A 13,167-nucleotide genomic window follows, 5' to 3' on the forward strand; every position below is an offset into this window, starting at 1 on the left:
AAAAACTTCGCTTGGGTACGGTGTGCTTGTCCTGACAATTTCTCACTGCCATTTCTTCGGGTCGCCGCCCAGTGCTGCGCAGGTATCGAAGCTGATGGCGCGGAGTTTCGCCTCGCTGATCTGTCCGGAGAGTGCGTAACCCGCGTGGTCCGTCGTCCAGTAGAACGTGCGTCGCGGGCCTTCGCGCAGCATCCGTATGGCGTACTCGTCCTTGTGCTTGCCCGAGCCGCTTGTCATGTACAGCGTAAGCCGCTCGCCGCTGGCGTTCTGATACATGAACTGCGCCGCAGGTCCGTCCTCGCCGGGCAGCAACCGGCCACCCACTAGTTCGAACCCGTATTCGTGCAGCGAGGGAATGGTGAGGGTCCGGTTGAGCCGCTTGGACAACCAGGTCACGAGATGGTCTTCCTGCGACGCCGCCACTTCCACCGCGTGCCGCTGCTCGGGCGCATACACGGCGTAAGCAATATCCGCGCGTTGCGCGAACGTCGGCGCCGGGCGATCCTGAGCGAGGAGCGGCAACAGCATATGCATCAGGAAGCCGCATGCGATCCCCACTACCAGCCAGCTCGCCGCCATCAGGTAACGCCTGCGCGGACGCACCACCACGACTTGCGGCTCGTTGTCGGCCGCGGCGGTAAACAGCGCCCGCAGCGCATTATCCTGCGCGCGATACGCGGCCACTGTCGCCGCGCTCGCCGGATCTCGGGCAATGCGCTCAGCCGTTTCAGCGCGTTCGGCCTCCGGCGCTTCATCGTCGATGAACGCCGACAGCGCGCGCAACTCATTGGCTGCCGCGCTTGATTCCGCCTGTTCCGGACGTTCGGGGTTCGTCATGTGCCACTCACGATTTTCAACGATGCCGATTTGCGGCCCGGCTCCTCACCGAGCAGCACACGCATGTGTTCACGTGCCCGCGACAGTCGCGACATCACCGTTCCGGCCGGCACGTTCAGCACCACGGATGCCTCCTGATAACTCATGTCCTCGACGCAGACGAGCAGCATGACTTCGCGTTGCTCGATCGGCAGGCAATACAGTGCACGTTGCACGTCGCGCAGCACAAGCCCGTCTACTTCGCCCACTGGCGCGGCCATCTGCCGCCAGGGCGCGGTTTCATCGTCGACGGCAATATCGCGCCGGCCGCGCAACTGATCGATATAGAGGTTGCGCATGATCGTGAACAGCCACGCGCGCAGATTGCTGCCGACACGAAACCCTTTCGACCGGCCCAGCGCACGTTCGGTTACGTCCTGCACCAGGTCGTCGGCCCACGCGCGGTCCCCCGTCAGCGCGCGCGCATACCGCCGCAACTGCGGAAGAACGCCAACGAGGTCGGTATCGAAGCTCAAAGGCCTATGCTCATGACTGGTTCACTTCAGCGCTCCTGGCCACTGCTTCGGTGACGACGAGATTGCCGGCACGCGCGCAGTGGCCATCGATCGCTACTTGCTGGTCTCCATCGCTCTAATGGCGTCGTACTGCTTCACGCTTACTGCTTCACGGTATGCCAGACGTCCTTGAAATTGTCGCCGTTGGCATCGCCGGGTTTCTGGTCTTTTGCGAATCTGTACACGCGCTTGCCTTTGTACGCCCACTGGTTGCCGCCGTCTGCTGTCGGCATCATCGTCCAGTCACCCTGGGGTTTGTCCGATGAATCGGCCATGACCGCCGGCCACGCCTGAGCGCAACCGCCGCTGCAGGCGCTCGGGCCAGACGCAGGATCTTTATCGAAAGTGTAGAGCGTCATGCCTTTCGCGTCGGTGTACATGCCGCCCGCGGCCATCGGCGGCGTGGCATGGGCACTCAGGCTGACGGCCGCGGTGAGGGAAGCGGCAACGGTTGCAGCGAGCATCGGGATGCGAATTCTCATCTTGTTTGTCCCATTCCATTTTTGTGCAGGTACGGGATAAACGGATGATGCTTACGCAATATTCCGGTGCCTGACAAATATTTCGACGGAAGTCCGGTGATTTTGATCCCGTCGATTGGCTGGTGCGTCGTCTTGAAGATTCACCAGATCATCGAACGCCCGGCCGAAGACGCTCGATCCAGCGACTTGGCTACAATCGACGGGATCGGACGATGCGGTTCTTCGCCAGCCGCCCGGCCAGACGTGCCGATTCGCATTTTTTCGGCCGTGAACGGGCCAATAAGCCCAAACCCGGCTTGAAACCAACGAGGTGAAATGGTGCAGGACAGCAAGAACCAACCGTCGCCGGGGACCCCGGGTGCAAACACGAATACAACGAGAAAACGCCCGCTGGACGGCATTCGCGTGCTTGATTTATCGCGGGTGCTGGCGGGGCCGTGGTGTACGCAGAACCTTGCGGATCTCGGCGCACAAGTGATCAAGGTCGAGCGTCCTGGCGCGGGCGACGACACCCGCACATGGGGCCCGCCATTCCTGCGCGACGCCGAGGGCCGCGATACGTCGGAGAGCGCGTATTTCCTGTGCGCGAACCGCAACAAGCAGTCGGTTGCCATTGACATGAGTTCGCCTGAAGGGGCCGCACTTATCCGCGAGTTCGCGAAGTCGTGTGACGTGGTCGTCGAAAACTTCAAGGTCGGCGGACTCAGGAAATATGGGCTGGACTACGAGAGTCTTTCGGCGCTGAACCCACGGCTCGTGTACTGCTCGGTGACAGGGTTCGGTCAAAGCGGGCCGCTCTCGCAGCGCGCGGGTTACGACTTCCTGATCCAGGGCATGGGCGGGCTGATGAGCATCACCGGCGAGCCCGACAGCGTCGCGGGCGGCGGTCCGGAAAAAGTCGGCGTGGCCGTGACGGACCTGATGGCCGGCATGTATGCCACCACCGGCGTGCTCGCCGCGCTGATGGAACGGGAAAAGAGCGGGCTCGGGCAACATCTCGACATCGCGTTGCTCGATTGCCAGCTCGCCATGCTCGCCAATCAGTCGATGAACTATCTGACCACCGGCATTGCGCCACAGCGCATGGGCAATGCGCATCCGAACATCGTGCCGTATCAGACGTTTGCCGCGAGCGATGGCCATGTGATCGTCGCATGCGGCAACGACAGCCAGTTTCGTTCGTTGTGCACCGCGATGAACGTACCGGAACTCGCACTCGATGCACGCTTCGCCACCAATAGCGGGCGCAGCGTAAACCGGGCGGAATTGTTGCCCCAACTGGCTGCGGTGTTCATGACGCGTCCGCGCGACGCATGGGTCGATGCGCTTGAAGCGTGCGGCGTGCCGTGCGGGCCGATCAACGATATCGAGCAGGCTTTTGGTTCCGAGCAGGCGCAATTTCGCGGCGCCGCGCGGGAGATACCGCATCCCGTCGCGGGCGTTGCTCCGACGGTTGCGAGTCCGCTGCGTTTATCGGCTACGCCGGTGACCTACGATCAAGCGCCGCCGATGCTTGGACAGCACACGAGTGCCATGCTGCGCGACGTGCTTGGCATGGACGACGCGCAGATCGAGGAGCTCATGCGAACGGGGGTGATCGGCGGGTAGCTTGAATGTGACGCGCAGGGCATTAGTCCGTGGTGGACGACCGTTTGCTACCCGAGCAGGCGGATCGTGAGGTCGCCGTGATCGGCCAGTACGCTGAGGCGTGGCCTATGAGAAAGCTGATTGAAGCAGCGGCGGGGGGTAGTTTGACGCGGCATTGAGGGAGCGCTAGCTAGTGGGAGCCTGGGAAAAGTCGTGCATACAGCTCAAAGCTGCCAATCGAGCAACGGCACTGCTTTCTCTATCAGCTTCTCCAGCATTGGTCTGTGCAGCCACTCTTCGTATGTGACGAGGTGGGACTTTTCAATATCGGCGTCGAAGATCGCGCTTTGCTGACGGGCAAATTCCCGATCGTAAATATTGAGGTTCGCCTCGTCGTTGAGCTTGAACGAACGGCTGTCGAAATTCGTCGATCCCACCGAAACCAGGTAATCGTCCACCACGAGTAATTTGCAATGAAACATGGTCGGCTGATACTCATGGATCTCAATACCCACGGCCAGCAGGTCGCCCCAGCAGGCTCGGGATGCTTCGCGCACCGTATGGGTATCAATGCGTTTTCCCGGCGTCACAATGCGCACTCTCACGCCGCGCCGTGCAGCTTCCACCAAGGCATTGATGGCCAGACCATCAGGGACGAAATACGCGCTGGCCAGATGAATGCTCTGCGTGGCCGCCGTGATTGCCATGAGGTACATCAGTTCCATGTCGTCGGCGCCGTGGGTGGGTGAGCTGGAGAACATGTGCGCAACACCGTTACTGGCATGGCCTTCCGGCAACGGGGGGATATCCGGGAAATACTTGGGACCGTGCAGCACATTGCCCGTCGCCTTGATCCAGTTGTCCATGAATACCGCCTGCATGTGTCCGACCACCGGACCTTCCACCCGGAAATGCGTATCGCGCCAATGCTTTTCGTCCTGCGCGTTCCCGGTCCACTCCTCGGCAATCCCCACACCGCCGGTGAAACCCACGCGGCCGTCGATGATCAGCAGCTTCCGGTGTGTCCGGTTGTTCATTCGCCCAAGTCCGGTCCAGTGCGGCTTGTGGTATTGCACGACGTCGGCGCCGGCTTGTCGCAGCTCTTCAAGATAACGGTGGTCCATTTTCTTGCAGCCCACCCAGTCGAGCAGGATGTGCACTGCAACGCCCGAGCGCGCTTTTTCCGACAACGCCGCCGCGAATTGCGCGCCGATCTCACCAGACCAGTAGATGAACGTCTCGAACGTGATGGTCTGTTTGGCGGCTTGAATACCGTCGAGCATGGAAGGGAAAATTTCGTCGCCGTTCAGAAACACGGCGTACCGGTTGCCCGAGGTCACTGGCGGCCCGAGCAGGAGGCTCATTGAGCGGATGAATTGCGGGTCGTCGCTGGCATACAGCCGGTCGATGTTGTGCTCTACCTTCTTTTCGCCACTTACGAAGTTCGCGAGGATCAGGACCACGACGAGCGTGACGGCTACCGTAAGCGGTATGGCGAGCAAGAGCATGTCGGGTTCCGTAGGAGACTGGCAGCGACAAGGACAAGGCGGACGTGTTGCACGAGCCGGGAAGCTCGGTTGTGCGCGACGGAAGTGCCGACACACTTGGTAGCAAGGGATGGACCTTCTACTTATTGCCCTGCGTCGATCGATCTGATCGGCTCGCTCGGCGTGCGCGCCTTGCGGTTTCGCGGACACCCTATAACGCGGCCCCGAGCTGCTCCAAATCTCTCACTCGTCCACGATCGAGCTCAGGTTCACACGCACGCGCCGTAGCAGCGAGATCAACTGTGCGCGTTCGTCGGCGTCCAGCCCTTCCAGGGCTTCAGCCGCCACGGAATCGCCCACCCGGCGGGCCTTGCCCAGTGCACCTTCCGCCTTTGCCGTCATCCGCACCGTCCGTTCGCGACGGTCATCGGGATTCGAAAAACGCTCGATCCAGCCGCCTTCCTCCATCCGGTCGAGCAGGCGACCCGCCGATATTGGCGCGACCTCCAGCAGATCGGCTAGCCGCGCCTGGTTCACATCGCCGAAATGGGACAAATAGGCGAGCGCGCGGCATTGCGCCCGAGTGAGATCGAGGGATGATTTCGCGAGCTCGTCGAAGCGCTTGCTGCACAAACGCCCAACGTCCGAGATCAGAAAACCAAAGCGCTTGTCGAGGTGCGTTTCCATGCACGGATTATACGAAAGAAGCACGCGCTCACCTGCACCCGGGCGAACGCGGGTTTCCCCGGGTTTTTGACGCCTTGCCGCAATAGTTACCCTGGTTATAATAAGCATGCTTACTATCTGATAAGCGATCCGACAACGGAACTGGCGCCTGAATGTCTTCTGAATCGATGCCGGCGAGCGCCGCAGCCACGCCGCTCAACCGGCCCATGCTTACGGTTTCGATCATGCTTGCGACGCTGATCCAGACGCTCGACAGCACGATCGCCAATGTCGCGCTGCCGCATATGCAGGGCACGCTGTCGGCGTCGCAGGATGAGATCACGTGGGTGCTGACGTCGTACATTGTTGCCGCGGCAATTGCCACACCGCTTACCGGCTGGTTGTCGGACCGGCTGAGCACGAAGCGCCTGCTGGTCATCTCGATTGCCGGCTTCACGGTTGCGTCGGCGCTGTGCGGGTTATCGGAGAGTCTTGCTCAGATTGTCGCGTCGCGATTGCTGCAGGGGATTTTCGGAGCCTCGCTCGTGCCGCTCTCGCAATCCATCCTGCTCGACATCAATCCGCGCGAAAAGCAGGGGCAGGCAATGGCCGTCTGGGGCATGGGCGTGATGGTCGGGCCCATTCTCGGGCCCACGCTCGGCGGCTGGCTGACCGACAGTTACAACTGGCGCTGGGTATTTTTCATCAACGTGCCGATCGGCGCGTTTGCGCTTTTTGGCGTGCTGACGTTCCTGCCGGCGCGAGCCGCGAAGCTCGGCGTGAAATTCGATGCGTTTGGTTTCGCCACGCTTGGTCTGGCGATCGGCGCATTGCAGGCCTTGCTCGATCGGGGTGAGCAGCTCGATTGGTTCGGCTCGATCGAAATCCGCATCGAAGCGATTCTGGCAGTCCTGAGCTTTATATTTTTTCTTGCGCACACGGCGACTGCCGGCAAGCGTTCGTTCTTCAAATACGAATTGTTGAAGGACCGCAATTTCGCGACTGGCGTGTTTTTTATCTTCGTGATCGGCGCGGTGATGTACGCGACGCGCGCGTTGCTGCCGCCCATGTTGCAGAACCTGATGAACTATCCGGTCGCCACAACCGGTCTGGTCACGGCACCGAGCGGCGCGGGCACGATGATCGCCATGCTGGTCGCCGGCCGGCTGTTGCGACGCACCGACGCGCGTCTTTTGTTGCTCGCGGGATTTTTGATTTCGGCGTTCGCGCTTTGGCAGATGATGCACTACACGCTGGTGCTATCGGTGTCCGACATCGTGTGGCCTGGCGTGATTCAGGGTTTTGGCCTGGGTTTCGTCTTTGTGCCGCTGAGCGCACTGACGTTCTCCACACTGACGCCCGAGTTACGCGCCGACGGCACCGCAACCTACAGCCTCATGCGAAATATTGGCAGCAGTATCGGCATCTCGATCGTACAGACCATGATGACGCGCGGCACGCAGGTCGCGCACGCCGACCTGGCAGCGAATGTGAACGTGTTCAATCCGTCGATGCAGCCCATGCTCGAGAGTGGGTCGCAGATGAGTCTCGCGTTGATGGATCAATCGATCAATCAGCAGGCGCAGATGATTGCGTACCTGAACGACTTCAAGCTGATGTTCGTGGCGACCTTGCTGGTGGTGCCGCTGCTCTTGCTGATCCGGCCGATGCGAAGCGCCGCCAGCGAAACACTCGCTCACGCAGCTGCGGATTGACGAAATTACTTGATGGACGAATCGCGTGTCAGCTCGCGCTGTGTCAGGTACACGCGCAGATCGAATTCAACCTGGTGATACCCGGGCTGCATGAATTCGCATAGCCGGTAAAACGCCTTGTTGTGGTCGCTTTCCTTCAAATGCGCGAGTTCATGCACAACGATCATGCGCAAGAATTCCGGCGGCGCTTCCTTGAACAGCGACGCCACGCGAATCTCCTTCTTCGCCTTGAGCTTGCCGCCCTGCACGCGCGATATGGCGGTGTGCAGGCCGAGCGCATGACGCAGCACGTCGAGCTTGGCGTCGTACATGACCTTGTCGATGGCGGGCGCCACGCGCAGAAACTCCTGCTTCAGATCCGCGGTGTATTGATACAGCGCGCGGTCCGATTGCACGGCATGGCGGTGCGGATACCGCTCGGCGAGATACACGCCCAACTGGTCATCGGCGATAAGTTTGCGGACTTTATCCTGGAGCGTTTCCGGATAGGCGCTGAGGTATTTCAGAGGAAGCATGATGGGACGGGACCGCCGAGTGGTGCCTTCGGCATTATATGAGCGATGGTTCAGTCATCACGTCTTATGCGGATTTGGTTAAGCACGCCGACGCGTGCTCCATAAGATGCATGCAATCAGCACGACCTGCAAAGTCAGCCGGACGAGCAATAACCAGGATGGAACTTGCGAGAACTGATCCGCGTGTTGATACATGAACACGTTGGCGGGCGTAACGGCAATGGTCAATAACGTCAGCCCGATGCCCGCCGCACTTCGCGTGCGTTTGATCATCACGCCGATCGCACCCAGCAACTCGAAAACGCCGCTCACAATGACGGCCAGGAGCGGGAACGGAATATAGGGCGGTACGATTTGCACGAAGAGCGGCATGTACAGGAAGTGGCACGCGCCGCCGATCAGGAAATACAGGAACACGAACCATAGTCCGATTCGCTGGCCCACGGACATTCTTCTAGCCGATGAAAATCTGAGGGAGGACATTAATGAGCGAGCGCCGTGTTGTTGTTAAATCTGACGATGGCGGTGCGAACCTTGCGCCGAACTATAGATCCCGAAGAATAGTCGATGACTCACGAATCAATGACCCAAAACAAAAAACCGCCCAGCAAGCTGGGCGGTTTTTTTTTATCAATTCTGGTCGGGGTGAGAGGATTCGAACCTCCGGCCTCTACGTCCCGAACGTAGCGCTCTACCAGGCTAAGCTACACCCCGAATGTTCACTCTGAGACGGTTCGTTTCCTTTTCAGGACTGTCTTGCCGTCGAGTAAGAACATAATTCTAGCAGGCTCTCTTTAAAAATGGAATCCGGAAACGAAGAAATCGCATTCGCTGCCGCCTGCGCTTCCTGCCGCGCGCATTTCAGCGTGTGATCGAGCGCGCCCGACTTCGTGATGGCTTCGAAGATGGTGTCGAATTTATCGGTGCCGCCTTGCTCGATCGCCTCACGCGCAAGCGCTGCCTGCTCAGCCGAACCGTGCTCCATCAGATAAATCAGGGGCAGCGTGGGTTTGCCTTCCCGCAGATCGTCGCCGGCGTTTTTACCCATCGACTCCGCCGTGCCTGTGTAATCGAGCCAGTCGTCCATGATCTGGAAAGCCGTGCCAATGCGCCGGCCAAATTCCGCTGCCGCTGCTTCCGTCCGGGCATCCGACCCCGACAAAACCGCACCCAGTTGTGCTGCCGCTTCGAAAAGCTTGGCCGTCTTGTAGCGGATCACCTGCATGTAACGCGCTTCGTCCACATCCGGGTCATGCATGTTGAGCAACTGCAGGACTTCGCCTTCCGAGATCACGTTGGTTGCAACCGACAGGATCTCCATCACGCGCATCTTGCCTACGCCGACCATCATTTCGAAGGAACGCGAATACAAAAAGTCGCCGACGAGCACGCTCGCCGCGTTGCCGAACAGTGCATTCGCGGTTTTCCGGCCGCGCCGGAGATCGGATTCGTCGACTACGTCATCGTGCAGCAGCGTGGCCGTATGAATGAACTCGACGACCGCGGCCAGTTCGTGGCGGTGCCCGGTGGTGTCGCCGAGCGCGCCTGCAACCAGCAGCAACAACGCGGGCCGGAGCCGTTTGCCGCCGGCCCCGATGATGTACTCGGAAATCTGGTTGATCAGCATCACTTCGGACGCCAGGCGCTGCCGGATGACGCGATTGACCTGCTGCATGTCCTCGGCGATAGGCTCGAGCACGTTGGCGGCGTTTGGGGAGGAAATGGCAGTGGACGACATGATCGGCAATTAGGGTAGTGCCGCGAATTATAAGGCGAATCGGCCGATAGCCGCCTCTAAAGACGCCTCGGACGAACCGCGCAGGCCGCCGCGGCAGGCCTGACGCGCGGCGTCAGGCGGAAAAATCGCGATAATGCTGCGCGCATGGTCCGTGTACGGTGCTCTGTCCGGGCGGCAACTGCCCCGGTTTTCGCGATGCACAAGGGTTTTGACGGAGAGCCTAACTCTCTGTATAATCACGCGTTTTCGCGCACGGTGTGCGGAAAAATGAATTCAGAGTGAGGTTCTCAATGTACGCGGTCATAAAAACCGGTGGCAAGCAGTATAAGGTTGCTGTCGGCGAAAAATTGAAAGTAGAACAGATACCGGCAGACATTGACGCTGAAATCACGCTCGACCAGGTTCTCGCAGTAGGCGAAGGTGAATCGATTCAGTTCGGTGCACCGCTGGTCAGTGGGGCTTCCGTCATAGCTACCGTCGTGTCCCAGGGTCGTCATAAGAAGGTCACGATCTTCAAGATGCGTCGCCGGAAGCACTACCAAAAGCACGCTGGCCATCGCCAGAACTACACCGAACTGCGTATCGACGCTATCAACGCCGCGTAAGCGTCGTCGAGTCGATTAAGCTAAACGGTCAAGGAGCTATTAAATGGCACACAAAAAAGCAGGCGGGTCATCCCGCAATGGTCGCGACTCTGAATCAAAGCGCCTCGGCGTGAAGGTTTACGGCGGCCAGGCTATCAACGCAGGCGGCATCATTGTTCGCCAGCGCGGCACGCGCATGCACCCGGGCGACAACGTCGGCATGGGCAAGGATCACACCTTGTTCGCGCTGACCGACGGCCACGTCACGTTTTCGACGAAGGGCGCAGCAAAGAAGCATCTGGTCAACGTCGTCCCGGCTGCCTAAGGTTCATCAAGGCACGGGCTTCAGGACCGGAAAGGGCCCCGCGAAGTTCGCGGGGCTTTTTTTATTGGGCGGCTTTTATTGGCCGTGCCCAAGCGGTGGCATATATCGAATGGCCTAGTGGCTGGCATCGGCCGGTCGCGGCAGAATAGTGTGTCGACCGGAGTTGGCGCTTTAGCGCCTTACTCTGGTCCCATGCAAAGTGAAACACGGGACGGAGCACCTCATGAAGTTCATTGACGAAGCGAGAATTGAAGTCATCGCCGGCGACGGAGGGGATGGCAGCGCGTCGATGCGGCGCGAGAAGTTCGTCCCGTTCGGCGGACCGGACGGCGGCGACGGGGGTCGGGGCGGCAGCGTATACGCGGTTGCGGATCGCAACATCAATACGCTGATCGACTACCGGTACGCGAAGAAACATCAGGCGCGCAACGGCGAAAACGGCCGCGGCGCCGACTGCTACGGCAAGGGCGGCGACGACATCATCTTGCGCATGCCAGTCGGTACGATCATCGCGGATACGGAAACGGGCGAGTTGATCGCCGACCTGACCGAGCATAACCAGAGCGTGCTGATTGCGCACGGCGGAGCGGGCGGCCTTGGCAACCTGCACTTCAAGTCGAGTACCAACCGCGCGCCACGCCAGAAGACGGAAGGCAAGCCGGGCGACCGGCGCATGCTGCGCCTCGAGCTGAAAGTGCTCGCCGACGTCGGTCTGCTCGGTATGCCGAACGCGGGTAAATCCACGTTCATCACGGCGGTGTCGAATGCACGGCCGAAAATTGCCGACTATCCGTTTACCACTCTGGCGCCGAATCTCGGCGTGGTGCGCGTGGGACCGGAAAAGAGCTTCGTCATTGCGGATATTCCCGGTTTGATCGAAGGTGCGGCGGAAGGCGCTGGTCTGGGTCACCGGTTCCTGCGGCATTTGCAGCGCACCGGCGTGCTATTGCACCTTGTTGATCTGGCTCCGTTTGACGACGCAGTCGATCCCGTTGTAGAGGCGCGCGCGATCGTCAACGAATTACGCAAATATGACGAAGCGTTGTATGAAAAGCCGCGCTGGCTCGTGCTGAACAAGCTCGACATGGTGCCGGACGATGAGCGTAAATCGCGCGTGGCGGACTTCATCAAGCGTTACGAATGGGAAGGTCCGGTGTTCGAAATTTCGGCACTGACGGGTCAGGGTTGCGAAAGCCTGACGTACGCCATTTTTGACTACATCTCGAAGAATTCGGATGCGTCGAGGGCGGCAGAAGCCGAAGACCTTGCGGCGGACGTCCGTTTCCGCGATGAACCTGCCACCGTGGCGCCGCAGCCCGCGCCGGAGATCGACGAAGACGAAGACGAAGCGTAAAAGCTTGGTCCGTGGTTATCGAGGCAAATCCGAGGAGAAATGCGTCAGATGCGTTCCGTCATAGCCGCTTCGAAGCGACTCGTAGTGAAAGTGGGATCGAGCCTGGTGACCAACGACGGGCGTGGGCTCGACCACGCGGCCATCGCCCGCTGGGCGGCGCAGATTGCAGCGTTGCGCGGGCAAGGCAAGGAAGTCGTGCTGGTCAGTTCCGGTGCGATTGCCGAGGGTATTCATCGGCTGGGCTGGACGAAGCGGCCGCGCGAAATTGACGAATTACAGGCCGCTGCGGCCGTTGGCCAGATGGGTTTGGCGCAGGTCTACGAAAGCAGTTTCGGCAAGCACGGCATGCGTACGGCGCAGATTCTCCTCACACACGCCGATCTCGCCGACCGCGAACGCTACCTGAATGCTCGATCAACGCTGCTCACCTTGCTGCGTCTGGGTTGCGTGCCGATCATCAACGAAAACGACACCGTCATCACCGACGAAATCAAATTCGGCGACAACGACACGCTCGGCGCGCTGGTAGCGAATCTCATAGAAGGCGACGCGCTGATCATCCTCACCGACCAGCGCGGTCTGTTTACGGCGGATCCCCGTCACGATCCTTCGGCCACGCTGGTTGAGCAGGCTGATGCGGGCACGCCGGAACTCGAAGCCATGGCGGGCGGCGCGGGTTCCAGCCTGGGGCGCGGCGGCATGCTGACCAAGATTCTCGCGGCGAAACGCGCGGCGCATAGCGGTGCGAATACGGTGATCGCGAGTGGGCGGGAGTCGGACGTCCTGACACGGCTGGCGTCGGGCGAGATGATTGGTACGCAGTTGATGGCGCGCACGGCCCGTATGGCCGCCCGCAAGCAATGGATGGCCGATCATCTGCAGGTGCGTGGGCATGTGGTTATCGATAACGGCGCGGTCGAAAAACTCACTGAGGGCGGTAAAAGCCTGTTGCCGATCGGCGTGGTCGATGTTCACGGCGCGTTCGCGCGCGGCGAAGTGATCGCGTGCATGAATCCGGGCGGCCAGGAGGTGGCGCGCGGCATTACGAACTACAGCAGCTCCGAAGCGCGGTTGATCCAGCGCCGGCCGAGCGGTGAAATTGAAACGGTGCTGGGCTATATGCTCGAACCCGAGTTGATTCATCGGGACAATCTGGTGTTGGCGTAAGCTACGCCGGGCGCGTCGAAACGAAAAAGCCGCCAAATTGGCGGTTTTTTCGTTTATTTTAGGTCGTGAATTTGAAAATATAGAAAGAAATCACTTTTTCAGCGCATCTATTGATCAATATCCTCCGCTCACCACAGCCTTGTCGTGCACTAGATC

General features: G+C 60.1%; 14 protein-coding genes and 1 tRNA gene. 6 read left to right on the plus strand and 9 right to left on the minus strand.

Annotated features, from left to right (window positions below):
* Window positions 1-42: 42 nt before the first annotated feature.
* The 3 genes from ABH944_RS26175 to ABH944_RS26185 all read right to left on the minus strand — a co-directional run bounded on the left by ABH944_RS26175 (window position 43) and on the right by ABH944_RS26185 (window position 1,873).
* Entirely contained in the window at window positions 43-837 is a 795-nt protein-coding gene (locus tag ABH944_RS26175) for an anti-sigma factor family protein (RefSeq protein WP_404610301.1), read from the minus strand.
* Window positions 834-1,352, minus strand: a complete 519-nt coding sequence (locus ABH944_RS26180; RefSeq protein ID WP_404610300.1) for a sigma-70 family RNA polymerase sigma factor — start codon at window positions 1,350-1,352, stop codon at window positions 834-836. The genes ABH944_RS26175 and ABH944_RS26180 overlap by 4 nt, the downstream gene beginning before the upstream one ends.
* A 140-nt stretch (window positions 1,353-1,492) precedes the next feature.
* Complete coding sequence (locus tag ABH944_RS26185) at window positions 1,493-1,873, minus strand: COG4315 family predicted lipoprotein (protein WP_404610299.1); 381 nt, start codon at window positions 1,871-1,873, stop codon at window positions 1,493-1,495.
* A 315-nt stretch (window positions 1,874-2,188) separates the two neighbouring features.
* Here ABH944_RS26185 and ABH944_RS26190 point away from each other — a divergent pair, with 315 nt between their 5' ends.
* Complete coding sequence (locus ABH944_RS26190) at window positions 2,189-3,481, plus strand: CaiB/BaiF CoA transferase family protein (RefSeq protein WP_404610298.1); 1,293 nt, start codon at window positions 2,189-2,191, stop codon at window positions 3,479-3,481.
* A gap of 203 nt (window positions 3,482-3,684) precedes the next feature.
* Here the strand turns inward: ABH944_RS26190 and cls are convergent, their stop codons facing one another.
* Window positions 3,685-4,968 carry a cardiolipin synthase gene (gene cls, locus ABH944_RS26195; protein ID WP_404610297.1) on the minus strand — a complete coding sequence of 428 codons (1,284 nt, stop codon included), beginning with the start codon at window positions 4,966-4,968 and terminating at the stop codon, window positions 3,685-3,687.
* Window positions 4,969-5,190: 222 nt separating this feature from the next.
* On the minus strand, window positions 5,191-5,634 hold the full coding sequence (locus ABH944_RS26200; RefSeq protein ID WP_062081478.1) for a MarR family winged helix-turn-helix transcriptional regulator: 444 nt from the start codon (window positions 5,632-5,634) through the stop codon (window positions 5,191-5,193).
* Between the two features lie 152 nt (window positions 5,635-5,786).
* Between ABH944_RS26200 and ABH944_RS26205 the strand changes: the two genes are divergently transcribed.
* Window positions 5,787-7,328 (plus strand): DHA2 family efflux MFS transporter permease subunit, encoded by a 1,542-nt coding sequence (locus ABH944_RS26205; RefSeq protein WP_404610296.1) that lies wholly within the window; start codon window positions 5,787-5,789, stop codon window positions 7,326-7,328.
* A 5-nt stretch (window positions 7,329-7,333) separates the two neighbouring features.
* Here the strand turns inward: ABH944_RS26205 and ABH944_RS26210 are convergent, their stop codons facing one another.
* The 4 genes from ABH944_RS26210 to ABH944_RS26225 form a co-directional block, all read right to left on the minus strand.
* The gene (locus tag ABH944_RS26210; RefSeq protein WP_404610295.1) at window positions 7,334-7,843 is read right to left on the minus strand and encodes a M48 metallopeptidase family protein; all 510 of its coding nucleotides are present in this window, start codon (window positions 7,841-7,843) and stop codon (window positions 7,334-7,336) included.
* A 78-nt stretch (window positions 7,844-7,921) separates the two neighbouring features.
* Window positions 7,922-8,293, minus strand: a complete 372-nt coding sequence (locus tag ABH944_RS26215; protein ID WP_404610294.1) for a DoxX family protein — start codon at window positions 8,291-8,293, stop codon at window positions 7,922-7,924.
* A gap of 187 nt (window positions 8,294-8,480) precedes the next feature.
* Window positions 8,481-8,557: transfer RNA gene (locus ABH944_RS26220), tRNA-Pro, on the minus strand.
* Between the two features lie 31 nt (window positions 8,558-8,588).
* Complete coding sequence (locus ABH944_RS26225) at window positions 8,589-9,581, minus strand: polyprenyl synthetase family protein (protein ID WP_120309445.1); 993 nt, start codon at window positions 9,579-9,581, stop codon at window positions 8,589-8,591.
* A gap of 290 nt (window positions 9,582-9,871) precedes the next feature.
* Here ABH944_RS26225 and rplU point away from each other — a divergent pair, with 290 nt between their 5' ends.
* The 4 genes from rplU to proB all read left to right on the plus strand — a co-directional run bounded on the left by rplU (window position 9,872) and on the right by proB (window position 13,011).
* Window positions 9,872-10,186, plus strand: a complete 315-nt coding sequence (gene rplU / locus ABH944_RS26230; RefSeq protein WP_031360733.1) for a 50S ribosomal protein L21 — start codon at window positions 9,872-9,874, stop codon at window positions 10,184-10,186.
* A 43-nt stretch (window positions 10,187-10,229) separates the two neighbouring features.
* Window positions 10,230-10,490, plus strand: a complete 261-nt coding sequence (gene rpmA, locus ABH944_RS26235; protein WP_031360734.1) for a 50S ribosomal protein L27 — start codon at window positions 10,230-10,232, stop codon at window positions 10,488-10,490.
* Window positions 10,491-10,713: 223 nt separating this feature from the next.
* Window positions 10,714-11,844, plus strand: a complete 1,131-nt coding sequence (obgE, locus tag ABH944_RS26240; RefSeq protein WP_404610293.1) for a GTPase ObgE — start codon at window positions 10,714-10,716, stop codon at window positions 11,842-11,844.
* A gap of 48 nt (window positions 11,845-11,892) precedes the next feature.
* Window positions 11,893-13,011 carry a glutamate 5-kinase gene (gene proB, locus ABH944_RS26245; RefSeq protein WP_404610292.1) on the plus strand — a complete coding sequence of 373 codons (1,119 nt, stop codon included), beginning with the start codon at window positions 11,893-11,895 and terminating at the stop codon, window positions 13,009-13,011.
* Window positions 13,012-13,167 lie beyond the last annotated feature (156 nt).

Origin of the sequence: Caballeronia udeis (assembly GCF_044909315.1) — a bacterium.
Taxonomy (GTDB): domain Bacteria; phylum Pseudomonadota; class Gammaproteobacteria; order Burkholderiales; family Burkholderiaceae; genus Caballeronia; species Caballeronia udeis_A.